This window comes from Pseudomonas zeae (genome assembly GCF_014268485.2).
In the GTDB taxonomy this organism is placed as follows: Bacteria; Pseudomonadota; Gammaproteobacteria; order Pseudomonadales; family Pseudomonadaceae; genus Aquipseudomonas; species Aquipseudomonas neuropathica.
In genome coordinates this window covers 1,967,593-1,990,529 of sequence record NZ_CP077090.1, presented here as the reverse complement: position 1 = coordinate 1,990,529, position 22,937 = coordinate 1,967,593, and the positions used below count along the sequence as shown (strand labels likewise).

Here is a 22,937-nt window from a genome sequence, read left to right as displayed (position 1 = left end):
GCCTTGCTGTGATTGATTTAACGATGTTGGGAGGGTCCTGCCTACTGTCAGAAGTTACAGGTATTGCTACCGCTCGTCGGAATCAGTGTTTGAACGCTAGAGGCTTAAACCTGTGCGTTTATCAGAAAAGTGCGACGACGAGTCGAGCTACATGACCTGGCGCCATCGCCTACAGCTACGCCAGAATCCGGCGCTTGTGCGCGTTGGGGCGGGTTCCATTGTGGGTCGGTCGCTGACGAATCAGCGATCGGAATTGACCGTCCGCCGAACATCACGGCGTATCAGCGTGCTGCACGTGCTCAGGCATTACCTGAAATCCTGTCGCGGTGGTGGGCGGTGAATCGGCTGCTGGATAATCTGGAGTTGCCGCTGTAATGCAGAACCGTAAATAGTCACCGTGCCCCTGTAGGAGCTGCCGAAGGCTGCGACTGGGGTAACTGCTTCAGACAGACAAAACCCGCCGCCCTCATCAATCGGGACGGCGGGTTTTGTCATTTCAGCCCCTCATCAAACGGTATCCACCTTCAACGAATGATCATTCAGCATCCCGCTGATGATCGTCGCCGTGTCGTGCCCGCCAGCCACTACCCCGCCCGCTCCCGGCGTCACGCCGTAATGGCTGGCCAGATTGACGCCGGCCAGATCAATCGTCTGGTTCGGCGTGGCGCCGGCCATGGCGCTGACGTCGATGCTGGTAAGCAGCGAGGCGCCGCTGCCGGTGACGGTGAAGTGCAGGTAGTCATCCAGTGAGGCGGTGGTGCCGTTTTCGCCTTGCAGCAGTTGCGACAGGTCGAGCTTGTCGGTGCCGGGGGTGAAGTCGGTGATCAGGTCATGGCCGCTGTTGCCCTTGAGCCACTGGAAGGTGTCGGCCCCTGCGCCACCGGTCATGGTGTTGTTGCCCATGCCGCCGATCAGCAGGTCATCACCGCCACCACCGTTGAGGATGTCGTTACCCAGGCCACCGTTGATCACGTTGTTATTGTTGTCGCCGGTCAGGGTGTCATTGAAGTTCGAGCCGACGAGGTTTTCGATGCCGGTCAGGGTGTCCGTCCCCGCGCCGACGGTGTTTTGCGCACCGAGCAGACCGAGGTTGACCGTCACCCCGGCGGTGGCGTGGGCGTAGCTGGCGGTGTCGATGCCGGTACCGCCGTCGAGCAGATCATTGCCCGGGCCGCTGTAGAGCAAGTCGTTGCCGGCGCCGCCGTGCAGTTCGTTGTTGCCGGAACCGGCGGTGAGCACATCGTTGCCGTCGCCCGCGTTGAGGATGTTGTCGCCGGTGCCGGCTACCAGCACGTCATCCCCCGAGGTGCCGGTGAGGGTGTGGCCGTCCTGATAGCTGATGGTCACGTTGGCCGTGTCGCTGCCGCCGTGGTTGTCGTTGGCGGTGTAGCTGCCGTGGAAGTCCGGGGTGAGATCGTGGGCCCCGGCGTAATTGACTGTCATGGTCAGTTGGTAGTTTTCCGCCGCATTCGGGTTACCGCCACTGGTATTGCTGATGTTGGTGACGTGGATCTGGTAGGTGCCATCGGCGCTGGCGGTGATGGTGCCGCCATCGGCAATCGCGACAAACGCGCCACCGTTGAGCGAATACTCCAGGGTGACGTGCCCGGCCGCCAGGTTGTGATCCAGGTTCAGCGTTTCGCCCTGTTTCAGTTTGACCGTGATCAGGTCTTCATCGTTGGCATTGGCGTTGGTCACCGCGCCGAGGTAGCCGCTGATCACCAGCACCGCAGTCATCGCTGCGCTGTTGGCGGCGAAGGCATTGCGCACATCGGCCAGGGTCTGGTTGGCGGCAGTATTGCTGTTGCCGTTGAACGTGATCGCACCGGTGCCGGTGAAGTCCGCGCCCTTCGCTATCCAACCAGTATTGAAGGTGGTCGGTGTGGCGTTGAGCGTATCGCCATTCGGGTCGGTGTCGTTGGCCAGCAGCAACTCGCCCGGCACCACGATGTTGCTCGACAACACGTTGGTGATGACGTGATCGTCCACCGCCACGGGTGGCGCGTTGGGGATCACTTTCACGGTCAGCGTCGAGCTGGCGAGGTCGCCGTCGTTGTCGCTGAGGGTGAAGCCGATGTTCTCGGTAATCACCACCGCCGTGGTTTTCTGCGAGGTGTAGCTGTAGTCGCCGGTGTCGAGGTTGATCACCAGCGTGCCGCTGTTGTTGGTGGCGATGCTCAACGTGTTGTTTACGGTGTTGAAGGTGCCATGGTTGACGCCACCGGTGGCGGTCAACGAGCCTTGGCCGCTGAGAGCCTTCGGATCGTAGGTGTAAGTGGTGCCGTCAACGACGATGGATTTGATGAAGCCGCCATCGGCGCCGAAGGTACCGCCCTCGCCCAGCAATGAACCGGTGACTGGCGCGCCTTCTACGGTGCCGGACAGCACCGAGTTGAGCTGATTGAGATCGGTAACCACCACCGCGTTGGTGTTGGTGTGGGTGATGCCGTCGTACGCCAGCGGATCAAGGTTGGCGTTACTCACGCCGCTGCCCAGGCCAATCGCGTAGTTCTTGATGTTGTTGGCATCGAGGAAGGCTTTCAACGTTGCTTCATCGGCGGTGCCGATATCGCCCTCGTTGGGTTTGCCGTCGGAGAAAAAGTAGCCGACGTTCTGCGCCCCTGTGAGTTTGCCCGAGGTGTTGAACGCGTTGTACATGGTCGCCACGGCAGCGTCGTAGTTGGTGCCGCCGCCAGCGGTGAGGCCGGCCAGCAGGGTCTTGGCGGTGGCCACATCGACCCACACCGTCGTCCGGTCGGTGGCGTTGCTGCTGAAAGTGACGAGCTGGACTTTGACATCACCGAGGTCATCGTACTTGTCGAGCAAGGCACTGATGGCCTGCTTGGCCAGCGCCAGCCGCGACAGGCCCGGTACGCCGGAGGCGTCGGCCATACTGCCAGAGATGTCGAGGACGATAAGGATGTTGGAGTCGATCTCCACCGCCGCCACCGAACGATCCGACGCCACCGCTTTTGGCACGTCATCGACGATGTTCACCACAAGGGTGCTGGTGGTGCTGTTGCCCAGTGCATCGGTGGCTTTGTAGGTGAAACTTTCGCTGAGGGTGTTCGCCCCGTCGTTGGCGCTCGGCGTGGTTTTCGGCGCCGAGGTCAGCGTGTAGGTGTAGGTGCCGTCGGCGTTGAGCTGGATCTGCCCATAGCTGCCGGTGGCGCTGCCGACCAAGGTGTAGGTGATCGCGCCGGTGCCGCCGGTGACGGCGCCGACCAGCGTGCCAGTCGCGGTTTCACCGGTGTTGGTCGGATCGCTGCCGGTGACCGTACCGGCGGCCAGATCCTGGCCGTCCTTGGTCAGGTCGAGGGCTTTTTCATAGACCGTTACGTCCTGATCGACCGAGGCCACCAGCTTGCTGTCGGCAACGTTGACGGTGATGGTTGTGGTGCTTTCATCGCCGTCGCTGTCGCGAATGGTGTAGGTGAAAGTGTCGGTGGCGCCCGGTGGGCTCACCGAATTCGGGTTGCTGTGATAGACGGCGTTGCCCGCCGCATCGAGGGTCAGGTAACCGAAGTTGCCGTTGATGTTGCTGTTGAGGCCGCCGATGGCCGAAGTGCCGGTGTTGCTGCCGGCGCGCACGCCGACCACAGTGGCTGCGCCATCGGCGCCGCTGATGTCATTGCCCAACACGCTGATGTTGACCGTACCACCCTCCGCCACCGAGCCGGTGTCGGGTTTGGCGGTCGGCAGGTCATCGATGATGTTGACGTTAATCTGGCCGCTGGCGGTGCTGCCATCGGTGTCGGTGGCCACCACGTTGAAGTTTTCGGTGAGACTGTTGGCACCGTTGCCGGTCGGATGGGTTTCGTTGTCGACCAGGGTGTAGCTGTAACTGACCACGCCAGTGGCTGGGTTGTAACCGGTGACGGTGAAGGTGCTGCCCAGCGGCGAGACGACGGATTGCGGGAAACCTGCGGCAACGCCATTGGTGACCACGGCAATGCCGCCGACGGTGAGGGTCTGCAGACCATCGAGCGCCGTGACGGTAAAGGTGCCGCTCTGGGTCAGTGCCGGCGTGTCGGGGCTGGTGCCGTCGCTGAGGTTTTTCTCGAAGACGGTGAGCTCGCCGCCGTTGACGTCGAGGCCGTTGAGCACCACCGGATCGTCGTTGTTGTGGATGTTCAGCACCAGGTTGGCGGTGCTGGTGTCGCCGTCGGCATCGGTCAGGGTGTAGGTGAAGGTTTCAGTACCGTTGCCGCCGCCGTGCAGGTTTTTGAAGTCGGCATCGTTGGGGTTCAGCGTGTAGGTGTACGTGCCGTTGGCGTTGAGCACCAGCGTGCCGTAAGTGCCGGTGAACGTGCCGGCGGTGATCGGCCCGGCATTCGGTCCGGTCGCGACCACATCGGCGCCTTGCACATCGTTGGTCAGGACATTGCCGGTCAGGGTCAGTTGCGTTTCCGAGGCGCTGTTGGCGTTGCTATCGTTCATCGCCTTGGGCACGTCATCGACGATGCTGACAACGATGGTGCTGGTGACAACGTTGCCCAGCGAATCGGTGGCCTGATAGGTAAAGGTTTCGCTCAGGGTGTTGGCGCCGTCGTCGGCATGCGGCGTGGTGCTCGCCGGTGAGGTCAGGGTGTAGGTGTAAGTACCGTTGGGGTTGAGGACGATCTGCCCGTAGTTGCCGGTGGCACTGCCAACCAGCGCGTAGCTGATCGCGCCGACGGCGCCGGTGACCGCGCCGACCAGGGTGCCGGACGCAGTTTCGCCGGTGCTGGTCGGGTCGCTGCCAGTGACTGTCCCGGGAGCCAGATCCGCGCCGTCCTTGGTCAGGTCCAGTGCTTTCTCGTAGACGGAGACGTCGGTGTCGCTGGTCGCGCACAGTTTGCTGTTGGCGACATCGATGGTGATGGTGGTGGTGCTTTCATCACCGTCGGAATCGCGCACGGTGTAGGTGAACACATCCATTGCGCCCGGCCCGTTCACCGCATTCGGATTGCTGTGGTAGACCGCGTTGCCGTTGGCGTCCAGGGTCAGGTAGCCGTAGGTGCCGTTGATGTTGCTGTTGAGGCCGCCGATGGCCGAAGTCGAGGTGTCGGCGCCTGCACGCACGCCGACCACTGCACCAGTCACCGCCGGGCCGTCGGCGCCGCCGATGTCATTGTTCAACACATTACCGCTGACCGTGCCGCCCTCCGCCACCGAAGCGGCGTCAGGATGGGCGCTGGGCAAATCATCGACGATATTGACGTTGATCTGGCCGCTGGCCGTGCTGCCATCGGTGTCGGTGGCGACGACGTTGAAGTTCTCGGTGATGCTGTTGGCGCCATTGGCGTTCGGATGGGTTTCGTTGTCGACCAACGTGTAGCTGTAACTGACCACGCCGGTCGCCGGGTTGTAACCGGTGATGGTCAACGTGCTGCCGAGCGGCGTGACGATCGATTGCGGGAAGCCTGCGGCTACGCCACCGGTGACCACGTTGATGCCGCTCACAGTCAGGGTTTGCAGACCGTCGAGGGCGGTGACGGTGAAGGTGCCGCTCTGGGTCAGCGCCGGAGTGTCGGGGCTGGTGCCGTCACTGAGGTTTTTCTCGTAGACGGTGAGTTCGCCGCCGTTGACGTCGAGGCCGTTGAGGTAGACCTGATCGTCGTTGTTGTGGATGTTCAGCACCAGATTGGCAGTGCTGGTATCACCATCCGAATCGGTGATGGTGTAGGCGAAGGTTTCCGTGCCATTGCCACCGCCGTGCAGGTTTTTGAAGTCGGCGTCGTTGGTGTTGAGGGTGTAGGTGTAAGTGCCGTTGGCGTTCAGCACCAAGGTGCCGTAAGTCCCGGTGAAAGTGCCTGGGGTTACCGGCCCAGTCGGTACGCGGTCGGCGCCTTGCACGTCGTTGGTCAGAACATTGCCGGTCAGGGTCAGCAAGGTTTCCGATGCAGTTCCGGTGTTGCTGTCATCCACGGCTTTTGGCAAGTCGTCGACGATGTTCACATCGAGGGTGGCGTTGGCCGTGGTGCCGTTGTCATCGACTACGGTAACGGCGAACTGCTCAGGCAGATTGTTCGCACCGTTGGCGGTTGGGTGGGCTTCGTTGTCGACCAGGGTGTAGCTGTAGCTGACCACGCCGGTGATGGCGTTGAAACCGGTGATGGTCAATGTGCTGCCTAATGGCGTCGTGACCGATTGCGGGAAACCTGCGGCTACACCGTTGGTGACGACGGCGATGCCACCGACAGTCAGCGTCGTGACGCCGTCCAGCGCAGTGATGGTGAACGTGCCGCTTTGGGTCAACGCGGTGGAATCCGGGGCGCTGCCGTCAGTGAGATTTTTCTCGTAAACGGTGAGTTCGCCGCCATTCACGTCGAGGCCGCTGATGACTACTGGATCGTCGTTGTTGTGGATCTGCAGAACAAGATTCGCCGTGCTGGTATCACCGTCCGAATCGGTGATGGTGTAGGCGAAGGTTTCCGTGCCATTACCGCCACCGTGCAGGTTTTTGAAATCGGCATCGTTGGTGTTCAGCGTGTAGGTGTACGTGCCGTTGGCATTCAGCACCAAGGTGCCGTAAGTCCCAGTGAAAGTGCCTGGGGTTACCGGCCCAGTCGGTACGCGGTCGGCGCCTTGCACATCGTTGGTCAGTACATTGCCGGTCAGAGTCAGCAAGGTTTCCGACGCGGTGCCGGCGTTGCTGTCATCCACGGCTTTTGGCAAGTCGTCGACGATGTTCACATCGAGGGTGGCGTTGGCGGTGGTGCCGTTGTCATCGACCACGGTGACGGCGAACTGCTCTGGCAGATTGTTCGCACCGTTGGCGGTTGGGTGCGCTTCGTTGTCGACCAGGGTGTAGCTGTAGCTGACCACGCCGGTGGCAGCGTTGAAACCGGTGATGGTCAACGTGCTGCCCAGCGGCGTAGTGACCGATTGCGGGAAACCGGCGGCCACACCGTTGGTAACGACAGCAATGCCACCGACAGTCAGCGTCGTGACGCCATCGAGTGCGGTGATGGTGAACGTGCCGCTTTGGGTCAACGCGGTGGAATCCGGTGCGCTGCCGTCAGTGAGATTTTTCTCGTAGACCGTCAGCTCGCCGCCTTCGACGTTCAGGCCATTGATGACCACTGGATCGTCGTTGTTGTGGATCTGCAGCACCAGATTCGCCGTGCTGGTATCCCCGTCGGAATCGGTGATGGTGTAGGCGAAGATTTCCGTGCCATTACCGCCACCGTGCAGGTTTTTGAAGTCGGCGTCATTGGTGTTCAGCGTGTAGGTGTAGGTGCCGTTGGCGTTGAGTACCAAGGTGTCGTAAGTGCCGGTGAACGTGCCCGGGGTGACCGGTCCGGTCGGTACGCGGTCGGCGCCTTGCACGTCGTTGGTCAGCACATTGCCGGTCAGCGTCAGTTGAGTCTCTGAAGCCGTACCATTGCTGTCATCGAACGCTTTCGGCACGTCGTCGGTGATGTTGACGTCGAGCGTGCCGGTCGCGGTGTCGCCATTACTGTCACCGGCAATCACCGTGAACTGTTCGCTGAGGTTGTTCGCGCCATCGCCGGCCGCGTGGCTTTCGTTGCCGTTGAGGGTGTAGCTGTAACTGACCACGCCCGTCGCCGGGTTGTAACCGGTGATGGTCAGGGTGTTGCCCAGTTGCGTGGTGATCGATTGCGGGAACCCGACCGCTACGCCGCCGTTGATCAGGTTGATGCCGCCGACATTCAGGCTGGTCAAACCGTCCGGTGCCGTGACAGTGAAGCTGCCACTTTGGGTCAGTGCGCCAGGGTTGGCGGCAGAGCCGTCCGGCAGATTGGCTTCGTTGAGGGTCAACTCGCCCCCCGGCACGGCCAGGCCAGCGAGGGTCACGATGTTGTTGACCGGTGGCGGCACGATGGGCGCCGGGGTGCCATTGTCGACGACCGCGTTGTGGCGTTCTTCAGGGAATTCGGGAATACCGCCGAACCCGGCGGTAGGGAAACCGATGATCGGGTCGACCCGGCCGCCGACTTCGGTCAGCAAGACAAAACTGTGGCCGCCGCCCAATTCACCCGGTGCCCCGCCCGGGGCATTCGGGCCGGCGGCAGTGGCTTCGGCGTTTTTGCTCGGGTCATCACCGGCGGCGATGGCTTTCTGGATTTGCTCAACGTCAGTCAGTTGCGCTTCGCTCGGGGTCACCGCCTCTGGCGCATTCACGTGCGCCGCTTGATCGGCCAGCAATTGGCCAGTCATGGTCAGGCTGCTGTCACGGCCCAGGGTCAGTTCCTGGCCGTTTTGCAGATGAACGGCGACGGCGCCTTCTGCGCCGGTGATCAGTTGATCGCCGGCAAACAGGCGATCCCCCTTAACCAGTGCGCGTTTAGTGCCGTCGGCTGACTGGGCGAAAACCTGGCCAATGACTTTGGTGACTATCCCGATGAGCGTTGCCATGTGAAATCCTCCGCTGCCGACCACCGTCGGCACTGGTAAGCGAAGCAGCCCATGGCTCAATCGGGTTGTTGGAGGCGACGCTCGCACCTTCAACAGTTCGTTTCGCAGGTGGCTTATTCCGGAAACATCAGTGCTATCAAGCACTTCCGGATCCTGATCAAAGCCATACGCCTACTAACGCTACGTAACGGTGGTGAATCACTCGAGTGACAAAAATCTGTCGCCCATCAGCCGCTACGCGTCCCTCCCCTTCAGCAGTACTTCGCCGTATGTCGCAAAGTGAATGGAACTTTCCTCAAGCCTTTTTGCGCTCCCTAAAGCGCATAAAACAAAGGCTTTCATGCTGAACAATGTGCCGGTTTTTACAAAGCGCATAAGTTTTTTTCGGCATAAGCCTTATGAAAATTTTTTCTTAGCTACGCTTCAGGATGTTCTTAGCTCTGTTGTTACAAGAGTGAAACGCCTACACCTAAAAATATCGTCAAATATTTGGCGACAGTAACACACCATCAGGACTCAGGGAGATGCACCCATGCGCGTTCTAACCCCCCTCTGCAGCGCGGTTTTGCTGGCCATGGCTTGCACTTCTCAAGCTCAGGCCATGAACCTCACCGAAGCGATTCAAAGCACCATCGCCACTCACCCGGAACTGGCCTCGCGCGTGGACGCCCGCCTGTCGGCTGATGAACAAGTCAAAGTCGCCAAGGGCGGTTTCTATCCGTCCGTCGATTTGAACGCCGCCTATGGCCGCGGCTACAGCGACAACACCAACACCCGGGCCTTCGGTAATCACCACACCGAAATCCTCAATTACACCCAGTCCGAACTGCGCCTGCGGCAGATGCTGTTCGACGGTTTCAACACCGCCAATGAAGTCGAGCGCACCAAAGGCGTGTCCAATTCGCGCGCGTACTACGCGCAAGGCACTGCCCAGGATCTGGCTCTGCGCACCATCGAGGTCTACCTCGAAGTGCTCAAGCGTCGTGAACTGGTGACCCTGGCTCGCAACAACCTGCAGGCACACTTGCGGGTCAACGATCAGATTGGCCTGCGCACCGAGCGGGGTGTCGGCAGCACCGCCGACTCCGATCAATCGGTTGCGCGTAAAGCGCTGGCGCAGAACAACCTCGACACCGCCGAAGTCGATCTGTCTGACGCCGAAGCCAACTTCTACAGCGTCGTCGGGCGCATGCCCGATGAGCTGGAAACCCCGGCCTCAACCCGTGGCGAACTGCCGACCGAATTGCGTGAAGCCCAGCAGAGCATGGTCGACAACAACCCGTATCTGAAGTCCGCCCAGGCTGACGTGCAATCGGCCGAGAGCCAGTACGAAGTCGCCAAGTCGCCGTTCTACCCGCGCTTCGACGCGGAAGCGGCCGTCGGCGCGAACAACAATGTGCAAGGCGATGAAGGCCACGACAACGAATGGCGCGTCGGTGTGGTGATGAACTACAACCTGTTCCGTGGCGGCAGCGATAAGGCGCGCCTGGCCTCCGATGCGCACCAGATCAATCAGGCGATGGACATCCGCAACAACGCCCTGCGTCAACTCAACGAGAACATTCGCCTGGCCTGGAACGCCATGCAGAACGCGAAGAAACAGACCCCGACCGCACGCGAATACGCGGAAACCACCAAACGCGTACGCGCCGCGTATCAGGATCAGTTCGGCCTGGGCCAACGCACCCTGCTCGACTTGCTCGACAGTGAAAACGAGCTTTACAACGCCAACCGTCGCTACACCGAAATCCGCTACACCGAGGAATATTCGATGTACCGCGTGCTGGCGAACATGGGCCAGTTGCTGAGCAAACAACGGGTGGTGCTGCCGGCCGATGCGATCGCCGCGACCGAAGTGAAAAACGAAGCGCGCCTGCCGGAACTGAAGTAAGTCCCATGTAGGAGCTGCCGAAGGCTGCGATCTTTTGATCGTTCCCACGCTCCGCGTGGGAATGCAGCCCGTGACGCTCCGCGTCACTGGACGCAGAGCGTCCCTAGAGGCATTCCCACGCAGAGCGTGGGAACGATCAATGAAGCGGTAACAGGGGAGCGATCAATATGACCAGCATGGAACCCGGCCACACCGGGATCGATCCGCGGCTGAGCTTCGATGATCCGTTACTCGACGGTCTGTTGATCCTCTGCAAACTGCATGGCGCGACGGTCAGTCGCGCCAGCCTGAGTGCCGGGTTGCCCCTGAACAAGCAACGCCTGAGTCTGGACCTGCTGCCCCGCGCAGCAGCCCGGGCCGGGTTGCAGGCGCGGATTTTGCGCCGTGAACTGAAAGACATCTCACCACTGAATCTGCCGATTCTGCTGCTGCTCAACGACGGTCGCACCGCTGTTCTGCGGCGCTTCAGCGACGACGGCAAAGCGCTGATCCTGCCCAGCGAAGCCGATGGCGGCGAGCAATGGATCAGCCGCGAAGAGCTCAGCGAGCACTACAGCGGCCAGGCCTTGTTCGCCCGTCCGCGCCACGAACTCGAAGACCTGCGCTCGCCGCTGGTGCCAAGGGTACATGCATGGTTTCGCGACACCCTGAAGCTGTCGAAATGGCTCTACAGCGATGCGATTCTCGCCAGTTTCCTGATCAACCTTTTAGGCCTGATGGTGCCGCTGTTCGTCATGCAGACCTACGACCGCGTGGTGCCGAATCAGGCCACCTCGACCTTGTGGGTGCTGTCGATCGGTTTGCTGATCGGCACCGGGTTCGAACTGGTCCTGCGGGTAGTTCGCGCGCACCTGCTCGACACCGCCGGCAAGAAAACCGATGTGATCCTTTCCGCGACTTTATTTGAACGCATCACCGGCATGTCGATGAAGGCCCGGCCGGCGACCATCGGTGGTTTCGCCCAGAGCATTCATGACTTCCAGGGCCTGCGCGAATTCCTCACAGCGGTGACCCTGACCAGCCTGATCGACCTGCCCTTCGTCGTGCTGATGCTGGTGGTGATCGGCCTGCTCGGCGGCTGGCTGGTGGTGATTCCGCTGCTGGCGTTTCCGATCACCATCATCTTCGCGATGATCATTCAGGTGCGCCTTCGCGACACCGTGCAGAAGAGCCTGAGCCTCGGTGCCGAACGCCAGGCGGTACTGATCGAAACCCTCGGTGGCCTGGAAACCCTCAAGGCTTGCAGCGCCGAAAGCGAGCGCCAGCACAAATGGGAGAGCACCCACGGCGCCCTCACCCGCCTCGACAGCCACGCACGCAATCTGTCGGCACTGGCCACTAACGGCACATTGTTCATTCAACAATTCTCGGGGATGGCGACCATTGTCGCCGGGGTCTACAGCATCATCGCTGGAAACCTCAGCGTCGGTGCGCTGGTTGCCAGTTACATGCTCGGCAGCCGCGTGCTTGCGCCGCTGGGACAGATTGCCGGGTTGATCACCCGCTATCAGCAAGCGCAACTGACCATGAAAAGCACCGATGCGCTGATGGCCCTGCCGCAGGAACGCGACGGCAAGCAGCGGCCGCTGGAGCGCACGCAACTGCAAGGCGCACTCGACGTCAGCGGCGTGACCTTTCATTACAACGGCCAGAATGCGCCGGCACTGAGCAATGTTTCGTTCAGCCTGAAACCCGGTGAACGGGTCGGCATCATCGGCCGCAGCGGCTCGGGCAAAAGTACCTTGGCCCGTTTGGTCATGGGTTTCTATGAACCCGAGGAAGGCCAACTGCTGCTCGACGGCCTCGACCTGCGCCAACTCGATGTTGCTGACCTGCGTCAGCAGATCGGCTACGTCGCTCACGATCTGCCGCTGCTGGCCGGCAGCCTGCGTGACAACCTGACCCTCGGCGCACGTTACATCAGCGATGCGCGGATGCTCGAAGTCGCCGAACTGACCGGCGTTACCGAACTTGCCCGCCAGCATCCGCAAGGTTTCGACCGGCCGGTGGGCGAGCGCGGGCAATTGCTCTCCGGCGGTCAACGTCAGGCCGTTTTGCTCGCGCGATCCTTGTTGCTCGATCCACCGATCATGCTGCTCGACGAACCCACCAGTGCCATGGACAACAGCAGCGAAGACCAACTGCGGCAGAAGCTGCACGGCTGGGTGCAAGGCAAGACACTGCTGCTGGTCACCCACCGCACTTCAATGCTGAGTCTGGTGGACCGCTTGCTGGTGCTGGACAACGGCCGGGTCGTCGCCGACGGTCCGAAGGAAGCGGTCATCGATGCACTGCGCAAGGGCCGTGTCGGCTCGGCGGCGGTTTAGGAGTTGCCCCATGTCTGCTTCCACCGATAGCAAAGATCGCGGCTACTTCGACAGTTTCGGCAAAAGCGCCGAAGCCGAATTCATGCCGGAAACCGCCGGTGCCTCGTTACAGGATTCGCCGCGCTGGTCGCGAATCACCGTGTGGCTGGCGGCAGCGCTGCTGATCAGCGCAGTGGTCTGGGCCAAATTCGCCGTGCTCGAAGAAGTGACCATGGGCGAAGGCAAGGCGATCCCGTCCAGCAAGGTTCAGGTGATCCAGAACCTTGAAGGCGGGATCGTCACCGAGATTTTCGTCCGCGAAGGGCAAATGGTGAACAAGGGCGACACGTTGCTGCGCCTGGATGACACACGCTTTCGCTCGAACAAGGGTGAGAGCGAGGCCGATCGTTATGCGTTGACCGCGCAGGTCGAGCGGCTGTCGGCGGAGGCCGAGGGCCGGCCGTTCAAGCTCTCCGATGAGGTGATCGCCAAGGCACCGCAAGTCGCCGAAGACGAACGCTCACTGTACGACCAGCGTCAGCGCCGACTGGCCAGCGAACAGCGTACGCTTAGCGAACAGCTGCGGCAGAAGACTCAGGAGCTGGCGGAGTTTCGTTCCAAACAGGGCCAATTCAGTTCCAGCCTGGCGCTGTTGCAGCAAGAGATGAACATGTCTGAACCGCTGGTAAAAACCGGTGCGGTGTCACCCGTGGAAATCCTCCGGCTGAAACGCAGCGCCGTGGAAATCCGTGGTTCGCTGAACGCCACCACGCTGGCGATTCCCCGCGCCGAATCGGCGATTGCCGAGATCCGCAGCAAGATCGACGAATCCGAGCAGACCTTCCGTTCCGAGGCGGCCAAGGAGCTGAACGAGAAACGTACGGACCTGTCGAAAATCACTGCCACCAGCATCGCCATCGACGACCGTGTCAGCCGCACCACCGTGACCTCACCGGTGCACGGGGTGATCAAGCAATTGAAGGTCAACACCATTGGCGGCGTGGTCCAGCCGGGCAGCGACATGGTTGAAATCGTACCGTTGGAAGACAACCTGTTGATCGAGGCCAAAGTGCGGCCGCAGGACGTCGCGTTCCTGCATCCGGGCCAGAAGGCCATGGTCAAGTTCAGCGCTTACGACTACACGATTTACGGCGGACTGAGTGCCAAACTGGAGCTGATCGGTGCGGACACGATTACCGATGACAAGGGCAATAGCTTTTATCTGATTCAGGTGCGTACCGATAAAAACCATTTGGGCGGGGATGTGAAACCGTTGCTGATTATTCCGGGGATGGTGGCGACGGTGGACATTATTACCGGGGAGAAAAGTGTGCTGGATTACCTGCTCAAGCCAGTGTTGAAAGCGCGGACCGAGGCGATGCGTGAGCGCTAGTCATTGTTAAGATTTGCGGTGATTGATCTGGCGCCTTCGCGAGCAAGCTCGCTCCCACATTTTGGAATGCGTTCCCCTGTGGGAGCGAGCTTGCTCGCGAAGAGGCCGGCACAATCAACGCCTATCTATCACCATGATTACGCTGGAAGGTCTCCTCCCCCATCGCCGCAATCTGCCCCTCGATCAACGCCTCGAACGGCTTGAGCAAAGGCTCGAATGAAGCCGGCGCCTCCAGCGTCTGCAACGCCTGCACAATCGCCTCAATCGTCGACAACGCCCCTGGTCCCGGTGCCTTGCGCAAGCGATACCGCGACACCCCGCCCTCGGCCAGCGTCACCCGGGGCAGCGCCGCCAGCAATGGATTGAGGTGCAACATCTTGCGCGCCTTGCGCCAGGTGCCATCCGGCACCACCAGCAACAACGGTTCCTCGGACTCACCGTAAGCCTGCATCGGCTGCGCGTCATCGGCCGGAAACAACAACCGCGCCCGATACCCCGGGCGGCTTAACAGCGTCGGCAAATCCTCGAACACCTCACCGACGATCAGCTCGGCATTGCTCAGCCCGAGTGCCGCCAACCGCGCGGTATTCAACGCATGATTAACTTCACTTGGATGCTGCAACAGCAACACCCGCGTGCGACTGTCGAGGCTCGGGATCAGCGGGCAAAGGCAATGGGTTTGGGGGCGCAGGCAGCGCGGGCATTGAGGTCTGGACATCGTTCTTAAGCCTGATTGAGCTGTGCTTTAAGCAAATCACGGAAGGTCTGGATCAGCGGCTCGCGACTGCGGCCGCGGCGCATGATCATCGAAAACGGCGCCTGGTAACCGAAGGTCGCCGGCAGCAACACACGCAAGTCACCCTTGTCGGCCCAAGCCTGAGCGTAATGCTCCGGCAAGTAACCGATGTAGGCGCCGGACAGCACCAGAATCAGCTGCGCTTCCATACTTTCCACGGTGGCGGCGCTGTGTTTGAAGCCGTGCCGGGCCAGCTCGGCCTGGCTCCAGTAACCGCGTCCGACCATGCGCTGTTGAGTGATGACCTGCTCAGGAATCCGCCGCTCGTTGAATAACGGATGGCGGCTGCTGCAATACAACCAGTGCTGCTCGCGGTACAGCGGCATGTAGACCAGACCGCTCATGCGCGTGGAAAACGCACCGATGGCCAGATCGAGACGGTTGTCCTGCACACCGAGTTGCAGTTCGTACGGGCTCATCACCGACAAATGCAAATGCACCGCCGGGTGTTCCTGACTGTAAGCGCCGATGGCTTCGGCGAACGGCAGGGCCTTGTCGCTGACGGTAGAGTCGATGACGCCGAGGTTGAGCGTGCCACGCAATTCGCCCTTGAGCGCAGCGGCGTATTGCTCGAAACCTTCGAGTTCGGCGAGCAGGCGCAGGGTTTCCTGATGGAACAGCTCACCCTTGCTGGTCAGGCTGAACCCACCGCGGCCGCGATGGCATAGCACCAGGCCGAGTGCGGCTTCGAGCTGGCTCATGTAGGTGCTGATCGCCGAGGTCGACAGGTTGAGTTCCTGCTGGGCGTTGGCGAAACCCTGATGACGGACGACGCTGACGAAGATGCGCAACAGTTTCAGGTCGGGTAAAGCGTTGGCCATGTCTGCTCCGGGGTTTGCAACTGCGTGTCTGTGGGAAAAGCCCCTCACCCCAGCCCTCTCCCCGAGGGAGAGGGAGCTGATCTCCATGGCTTTCAAATCCTGAGTTCGACTCGATTTTTCAGGTCGATGCAGATTCCGCCAACAACTCGGTCGGCCCCCTCTACCTCTGGGAGAGGGCTGGGGTGAGGGCAGCAATCCCCAGCCGATCACAATCTTGAACCCGCCAAAGTCTAATCCCAGCCCCGCCATTAGTTTAGAAAAATCTGAACTAAGTTTTTGCCCGTAGCGATTCTTTCCCCTCACTACATTTCGCATCATCGGCCCCACAGCGGCGCCCGCTCCCCTGCTCCACGGCGCGCCGACATAAATAAAACAAAGACGATGAGGCCTTACCCGTGGACAAGATTCTTCACCAACCACTGGGCGGCAACGAAATGCCGCGCTTCGGCGGCATCGCCACCATGCTCCGACTCCCCCATGTACCGACCGCTGCCGGCCTGGACGCTGCCTTTGTTGGCGTGCCCCTGGACATCGGTACTTCGCTGCGTCCCGGCACCCGCTTCGGGCCACGCGACATCCGCACCGAATCGGTGATGATCCGCCCGTACAACATGGCCACCGGCGCGGCGCCATTCGACTCGCTGTCGGTCGCCGACATCGGTGACGTGGCGATCAACACCTTCAACCTGCTCGACGCCGTGCGCATCATCGAAGAAGCCTACGACAACATCCTCGAGCACAACGTGATCCCGATGACCCTGGGTGGCGACCACACCATCACCCTGCCGATCCTGCGGGCGATTCATAAAAAGCACGGCAAGGTCGGTCTGGTGCACATCGATGCTCACGCTGACGTCAACGATCACATGTTCGGCGAGAAGATCGCCCACGGTACGACCTTCCGTCGCGCCGTCGAAGAAGGCCTTCTGGACTGCGACCGCGTGGTGCAAATTGGTTTGCGTGCGCAGGGTTACACCGCTGATGACTTCAACTGGAGCCGCGATCAGGGCTTCCGCGTTGTTCAAGCCGAAGAGTGCTGGCACAAGTCGCTGGCGCCACTGATGGCCGAGGTGCGCGAGAAAGTCGGCGGCGGTCCGGTGTATCTGAGCTTCGACATCGACGGCATCGATCCGGCCTGGGCACCGGGCACCGGCACCCCGGAAATCGGTGGTCTGACGACCATTCAGGCGATTGAAATCGTTCGCGGCTGCCAAGGCCTCGACCTGATCGGTTGCGATCTGGTAGAAGTCTCGCCCGCTTATGACACCACCGGCAACACCTCGCTGCTGGCCGCCAACCTGCTGTACGAAATGCTCTGCGTACTGCCTGGCGTGGTCCATCGCTGAGGATCGGGTCATGAACGAACGTGATCAGGTTTTGCAAGCGGCCGCCGAACTGGTGTCCGCCTTCGCCCGTAACGATCGCGAAGCTTACTTCGGCGCCTTCAGCGCCGATGCGAGTTTCGTTTTCTACACCCTCGAACAGCCGCTGCTGTCGCGCGATGCCTATCAGGCCTTGTGGGACAGCTGGCGCGCCGAGGATGGCTTCGAGGTGCTTGCGTGCACGTCGAGCAACGCCTTCGTCAGCCTGCAAGGTGATGTGGCGATTTTCATCCATGACGTGGCCACCGAGCTGCGCATGCAAGGGGAGCAACACTTCAGCCAGGAGCGCGAGACGATTGTTTTCAAGAAACAAGCGTCGAGCCTAGAACAACAAGGCCATTGGCTGGCCTGCCACGAACATTTGTCCGCAATGCCGGAAGGGCTGCCATCCACTTAGCCAAAACAGGTCACGCCTCACGCACGATGAGCGCGCCTTTATGATCGGAGCAGATCATGAATAACAACAACAACGACCAAAGCCTTACGCAGATTGAAACCCACGGGGTCGAACAGATCCCGGACCACGAACGCAGCGCAGGCCCGACGGACTTGTTCCGGATGATCTTCGGTGGTTCGAATACCTTTGCCACCGCCGTGCTCGGCAGTTTCCCGGTGCTGTTCGGTCTGTCTTTTCAGGCCGGCGTCTGGGCGATTGTGTCGGGCGTGCTGCTTGGCTCGCTGATCCTCGCACCGATGGGCCTGTTCGGCCCGCTCAACGGCACCAACAATGCCGTGTCGTCGGGTGCGCATTTCGGCGTGCATGGGCGCATCGTCGGTTCGTTCCTGTCGCTGTTGACCGCTATCGCGTTTTTCTCGCTCTCGGTGTGGAGTTCGGGCGATGCGCTGATCGGCGGTGCAAAACGCCTGATCGGTCTGCCGGAAACCGACCTGACTCTGGGCCTGGCCTACGGTCTGTTCGCAATTCTGGTGCTGACCGTGTGCATCTACGGCTTCCGCTTTTTGCTGTGGGTGAACAAGATCGCGGTGTGGAGCGCCAGCCTGTTGTTCCTGCTGGGCATCTTCGCCTTCGCCGGTCCTTTCGATGTGAACTACGCCGGTACGGTGAGCCTAGGTCAGCCGGGCTTCTGGGCCGCGTTCATCGGTGCTGCGCTGGTGGCGATGAGCAACCCGATTTCCTTCGGCGCGTTCCTCGGCGACTGGTCGCGCTACATCCCGCGTGACACCTCCAAACAACGGATCATGGCAGCGGTCGTGCTGTCGCAGATCGCCACGTTCATCCCGTTCCTGTTCGGCCTGGCCACCGCGACCATCGTCGCGATCAAGGCGCCGGACTACATCGCGGCGAACAACTACGTGGGCGGTTTGCTGGCGGTGTCGCCGAGCTGGTTCTTCCTGCCGGTGTGCCTGATTGCGGTGATCGGCGGCATGTCCACCGGCACCACCTCGCTGTATGGCACCGGGCTGGACATGTCCAGCGTATTCCCGCGGGTGCTGTCGCGAGTGAAGGCGACGCTGCTGATCGGCGTGCTGTCGATTGCCTTCATCTTCATCGGCCGTTTTGCGGCGAACCTGGTGCAGAGCGTGTCGACTTTCGCCGTGCTGATCATCACCTGCACCACGCCATGGATGGTGATCATGATCATCGGCCTCTTGGTGCGTCGCGGCTTCTACTGCCCGGATGACCTGCAAGTGTTCACGCGCGGCGAACAGGGCGGTCGCTACTGGTTCAGCCACGGCTGGAACTGGCGCGGTCTGGGTGCGTGGATACCTAGCGCGGCGGTTGGCCTGTGCTTCGTGAATTTGCCGGGGCAGTTCGTTGGCCCGTTGGGTGAAATGGCCGGCGGTATCGACATCAGTTTGCCGGTGACCCTGGGCCTGGCTTCGGTGGTGTACCTGACGCTGCTGAGTCTGTTCTCGGAACCGCGCGAAGTGTTCGGCCCGAAGGATGCCCGGCGTGAAGCCGCAGTAAAACCTCAACTGCGTCAGGCCGCCTGACGAAGATCCCCTGTGGGAGCGAGCCTGCTCGCGAAAGCAATCTTTCAGTCACTTCTGTGTTGAATGTGCTGACGCCTTCGTCGGATCGCCGCCCGGAGCAGGCTCGCTCCCACAGTGGGCAGCATTGCTGAACCAGATTTGTTTCAACATAAAAAAGACAATCGGAGACACGCCATCATGGCTTTGGATTTATTCGTCGTACTCATCTACGCCGCCGGCATGCTTTTGCTCGGCTACTTCGGCATGCGCAAGGCCAAGACCAACGAGGACTTTCTCGTCGCCGGTCGTAACCTCGGCCCAAGCTTGTACATGGGCACCATGGCCGCGACTGTTCTGGGTGGCGCGTCGACCGTCGGCACCGTACGCCTGGGCTACGTGCACGGCATCTCCGGTTTCTGGCTGTGCGCGGCTCTGGGTTGCGGCATCGTTGCGCTGAACCTGTTCCTCGCCAAACCGCTGCTGAAACTGAAGATCTACACCGTTACCCAGGTCCTGGAAAAACGCTACAACCCGATGGCCCGCTCGGCGAGCGCGGCGATAATGCTGGCCTACGCACTGATGATCGGCGTGACCTCGATCCTGGCGATCGGCACCGTCCTGCAAGTGCTGTTCGGCCTGCCATTCTGGGTGTCGGTATTGCTCGGCGGTGGCGTGGTGGTGATCTACTCGGCGATCGGCGGTATGTGGTCGCTGACCCTGACCGACATCGTCCAGTTCATCATCAAGACCGTGGGCCTGATGTTCATCCTGTTGCCGATCTGCCTGTACCGCGTCGGCGGTTGGGACGAACTGGTGCTGAAACTGCCGGCGACTGCCTTCAGCTTCACCACCATCGGCTGGGACACGATCATCACCTACTTCATGATCTACTTCTTCGGCATCCTGATCGGTCAGGACATCTGGCAACGGGTGTTCACCGTCAAGACCGCCAAAGTCGCGCAATACGCCGGCAGCATCGCCGGCATCTACTGCATCGTCTACGGCCTGGCCTGCGCGCTGATCGGCATGGCTGCGCACGTGCTGATCCCGGATCTGGACAACGTCAACAACGCCTTCGCCGCCATCGTCAAACTGTCGCTGCCGGACGGCATCCGTGGCCTGGTGATCGCTGCAGCACTGGCGGCAATGATGTCCACCGCCAGTGCTGGCCTCCTTGCCGCCGCCACCACGCTGACTGAAGACCTGCTGCCAAAACTGCGTGGCGGCAAACAGTCGAGCCTGGGCGTCAACCGCCTGTTCACTCTGCTGACCGGTGTCGTAGTGCTGGGTATCGCGCTGGTGGTAAATGACGTGATCAGCGCCCTGACGCTGGCGTACAACCTGTTGGTAGGTGGCATGCTGGTTCCGCTGATCGGTGCGATATTCTGGAAACGCGCAACCACCGCCGGCGCCATCGCCAGCATGGGCCTGGGTTTCGCCACCGCACTGCTGTTCATGTTCAAGGACGGTCTGGATGCCAATACACCGATCTACTACAGCCTGGCGGTGGGTCTGTTGAGTTTTGTCGTGGTCAGCCTCGCCTCGCGCCGTCCTGTCTCGGTGGCCCGCGCGATCTAAGCTGAAACATAACGACTTGATGCTTTCTTCGACGAGTGTGGCGTCGGTTGCCACACTCGTTTTTTTACGCTTGGAGAAAAGTACCGATGAAGATCGTTTCTCGTGATCAGTGGTTTGAAGTGCAGCACCTGAGCGATGGCATTCGGTTGATTCACGAGCCGTATATCCGCCCGTTCTACCGCTGCAACCTCTGGCATGTGCAGGGCCGTGACAAAGACCTGCTGCTGGACAGCGGCTCAGGACTGGTCAGCCTGCGCGAACAGTTGCCGTGGATTACCGAGCGGCCTTTGGTGGCAGTGGCCAGTCATTGCCATTTCGACCATATCGCCGGGCATCACGAATTTGCTGAACGGCTGGTGCATCCGGCCGAAGCGGACATTCTGGCCGCGCCGGATGGCGAAAACGACTTGAGCCGCGCTTTCGTTGGCGACGACATGTTCGAAGCGCATCCGGATTGCCCGTTGTGCTACGCCGAATACCGGGTCAAAGCCGCGCCGGCGACCGGGTTTGTCGAGGACGGTGATGTGCTCGATCTGGGTAATCGCACGCTGCAGGTGCTGCATACACCGGGGCATTCGCCGGGCGGCATCAGCCTGTATGAGGCGGCGACTGAAACGCTGTTCAGCGGCGACATCATTTACGACGGGCCGCTGATCGAAGACGCCTACCACTCCAATCTTGAGGATTACGCCGCCAGCCTGCGACGTTTGCAGGCGTTGCCGATTCGCACGGTGCATGGCGGACATTTCGGCAGTTTTTCCGGGGAGCATTTGCGTTCGATGATTGACGAGTGGTTGCGCGGCCACGTCTGAGGCCTGCTTCACTCAAGCACAACAACAATCAGAAATATCTGCCATGAGAAGAGCTGCCGTGCGTGCCGCCGTGCACCGATATATCCGGCGTCTGTTGGAAACCCGCGAATTCAACGACAACACCAGCCTTGTGCAACTGGGCCTGGAGAAAGCCGATATAGAAGATCTGATCTTTCATCTGGAAGATGAATTCGGCCTGACGGCGTTTACCGCCGAGGAAGACCGCATGCTCAAGACAGCGAAGACCGCGAATGACTTGAGCCGGTTTTTGCTGGAAATCGGGCGGCACTGAAAACAAAAGATCGCAGCCTTCGGCAGCTCCTACACGGATTAATGCAGGAGCTGCCGAAGACTGCGATCTCTTGATCTTGAATCCTTGATCTCGGATCGGGGGCGTTACCGGCGCCGTTGTTGACGGCGGCGCTGCTCGTCATCGGTGCGGATCGGGACAGGTTGCAGAGGCGGTTCGATCAAGCCAAGGGCAACACCCAAGTCGTGCAGCCAGTTTTGAATTTTCTCTTTCATCGTCATGCCCCCTTCAGGGTGGTGCTGAGCGGCCGGAATTCTGAGGCCGCTTCGCACTGATAATAGTCCGAAGTCCTACGTAATGCTCGGCCAAATCCGCAATGATCTGTTACTGAATTGAACAGAATATGCCGCCATTGGTTCAGGCTGTTTCTCGGGTTTCAATCTGAGCCGCAGGATAGACAGCCTGTTGCACCTCGATCCATGCATTGAGGTTGGCGCCGACCATGCCCTTGCGCCACATGAGCCACGTTGTCGCACCCACAAATGGCTCGGCCAATGGATGCACCGCGACGCTGTCACGCCCCGGCAGACTGGCCAGCATCGACTCCGACATCAGCGCCACGCCACTGCCGGCAATTACACAGGCGAGCATGCCTTGATACGACTCGATCTCCATCGCCCGGCCCATAGTCGCGTGATAGTGCGAAAACCACGCCTCCAGGCGCATGCGGTAGGAACAGCCGCGACGAAAGGTGAACACCGAACGCCCTTCAACATCCCGCGCGCTGCGCACCGGCGGATGATCGATTTCAGTGATCAATACCAACCGCTCCTCGCACAACGGCACGCCGTCGAGCCCGGCGAGTTCCAGCGGGCCATCGACCAACGCGGCATCAAGGCGCCCGGTGAGCAACCCCTCCAGCAACTCGCCACTCGGTGCTGACTGCACTTGCAGATTCACCGCTGGATAGCGCTTGTGATACTGCGCCAGCAGCGCCGGCAGATGAATCGCCGCCGTGCTGTACATGGTGCCCAGAGCGAAGTCACCGGCGGGTTTGCCGCCCATCACCGCCGCACTGGCCTGATCGCGCAGGGCGAAGAGTTTACCGGTGTAGTCCAGCAGGACTTTTCCTGCAGGCGACAGTTGCAAACGCTGACGCTCACGGACGAATAACTCGACACCGAGCTGCTCCTCCAGTTGCTTGAGTCGGGTCGATAGATTCGATGGCACGCGGTGCAGGCGTTCCGCAGCGCGGGTGATGGAACCTTCCTCGGCCACGGCCTGGAAGATCCGTAGTTGGCTGAATTCCACAACCTTTCTCCAGAACAGAACAAGTTACTCACTATTATTCAATTTTAAAGAAAGTCAATCAGTCCTAGCCTGACGGTCATTGAAGCCCTCACGGAATT

Annotated in this window: 14 protein-coding genes; 9 read left to right on the top strand and 5 right to left on the bottom strand. The window is 60.7% G+C overall.

The window, feature by feature from the left end; translation table 11 throughout:
- Nucleotides 1-507 precede the first annotated feature (507 nt).
- Nucleotides 508-8,364: a retention module-containing protein gene (locus HU754_RS08815; protein ID WP_217827611.1), complete on the bottom strand. Its 7,857-nt coding sequence runs from the start codon at nt 8,362-8,364 to the stop codon at nt 508-510.
- Between the two features lie 532 nt (nt 8,365-8,896).
- Between HU754_RS08815 and HU754_RS08810 the strand changes: the two genes are divergently transcribed.
- The 3 genes from HU754_RS08810 (at nt 8,897) to HU754_RS08800 (ending at nt 13,954) form a co-directional block, all read left to right on the top strand.
- Entirely contained in the window at nt 8,897-10,255 is a 1,359-nt protein-coding gene (locus HU754_RS08810) for a TolC family outer membrane protein (RefSeq protein WP_093438007.1), read from the top strand.
- 167 nt (nt 10,256-10,422) lie between these two features.
- The gene (locus HU754_RS08805; RefSeq protein ID WP_093438012.1) at nt 10,423-12,582 is read left to right on the top strand and encodes a type I secretion system permease/ATPase; all 2,160 of its coding nucleotides are present in this window, start codon (nt 10,423-10,425) and stop codon (nt 12,580-12,582) included.
- A gap of 10 nt (nt 12,583-12,592) precedes the next feature.
- Nucleotides 12,593-13,954, top strand: a complete 1,362-nt coding sequence (locus HU754_RS08800) for an HlyD family type I secretion periplasmic adaptor subunit (RefSeq protein ID WP_099758304.1) — start codon at nt 12,593-12,595, stop codon at nt 13,952-13,954.
- A gap of 121 nt (nt 13,955-14,075) precedes the next feature.
- Here the strand turns inward: HU754_RS08800 and HU754_RS08795 are convergent, their stop codons facing one another.
- Both HU754_RS08795 and HU754_RS08790 read right to left on the bottom strand, forming a co-directional pair.
- Entirely contained in the window at nt 14,076-14,672 is a 597-nt protein-coding gene (locus HU754_RS08795) for a tRNA-uridine aminocarboxypropyltransferase (protein WP_186622779.1), read from the bottom strand.
- Nucleotides 14,673-14,677: 5 nt separating this feature from the next.
- Nucleotides 14,678-15,571 carry a LysR family transcriptional regulator gene (locus HU754_RS08790; protein WP_007956593.1) on the bottom strand — a complete coding sequence of 298 codons (894 nt, stop codon included), beginning with the start codon at nt 15,569-15,571 and terminating at the stop codon, nt 14,678-14,680.
- 395 nt (nt 15,572-15,966) lie between these two features.
- Between HU754_RS08790 and speB the strand changes: the two genes are divergently transcribed.
- The 6 genes from speB to HU754_RS08760 all read left to right on the top strand — a co-directional run bounded on the left by speB (nt 15,967) and on the right by HU754_RS08760 (nt 21,570).
- The gene (gene speB / locus HU754_RS08785) at nt 15,967-16,917 is read left to right on the top strand and encodes an agmatinase (RefSeq protein ID WP_003222717.1); all 951 of its coding nucleotides are present in this window, start codon (nt 15,967-15,969) and stop codon (nt 16,915-16,917) included.
- A gap of 10 nt (nt 16,918-16,927) precedes the next feature.
- Nucleotides 16,928-17,350, top strand: a complete 423-nt coding sequence (locus HU754_RS08780; RefSeq protein ID WP_186622777.1) for a YybH family protein — start codon at nt 16,928-16,930, stop codon at nt 17,348-17,350.
- 56 nt (nt 17,351-17,406) lie between these two features.
- Complete coding sequence (locus tag HU754_RS08775; protein WP_186622775.1) at nt 17,407-18,909, top strand: purine-cytosine permease family protein; 1,503 nt, start codon at nt 17,407-17,409, stop codon at nt 18,907-18,909.
- Between the two features lie 177 nt (nt 18,910-19,086).
- Nucleotides 19,087-20,466, top strand: a complete 1,380-nt coding sequence (locus HU754_RS08770) for a sodium:solute symporter family protein (RefSeq protein WP_186622773.1) — start codon at nt 19,087-19,089, stop codon at nt 20,464-20,466.
- Nucleotides 20,467-20,552: 86 nt separating this feature from the next.
- Nucleotides 20,553-21,278: an MBL fold metallo-hydrolase gene (locus tag HU754_RS08765; protein ID WP_093438035.1), complete on the top strand. Its 726-nt coding sequence runs from the start codon at nt 20,553-20,555 to the stop codon at nt 21,276-21,278.
- 43 nt (nt 21,279-21,321) lie between these two features.
- Nucleotides 21,322-21,570, top strand: a complete 249-nt coding sequence (locus HU754_RS08760; protein ID WP_034153223.1) for a phosphopantetheine-containing protein — start codon at nt 21,322-21,324, stop codon at nt 21,568-21,570.
- A 104-nt stretch (nt 21,571-21,674) separates the two neighbouring features.
- Here HU754_RS08760 and HU754_RS29590 read toward each other — a convergent pair whose 3' ends face one another.
- A complete protein-coding gene (locus HU754_RS29590) occupies nt 21,675-21,803 on the bottom strand; it encodes a PA1414 family protein (RefSeq protein ID WP_007914492.1) in 129 nt (42 codons plus the stop codon).
- Between the two features lie 142 nt (nt 21,804-21,945).
- Entirely contained in the window at nt 21,946-22,839 is an 894-nt protein-coding gene (gene ptrR / locus HU754_RS08755) for a putrescine utilization regulator PtrR (protein ID WP_095125552.1), read from the bottom strand.
- Between the last annotated feature and the right edge of the window lie 98 nt (nt 22,840-22,937).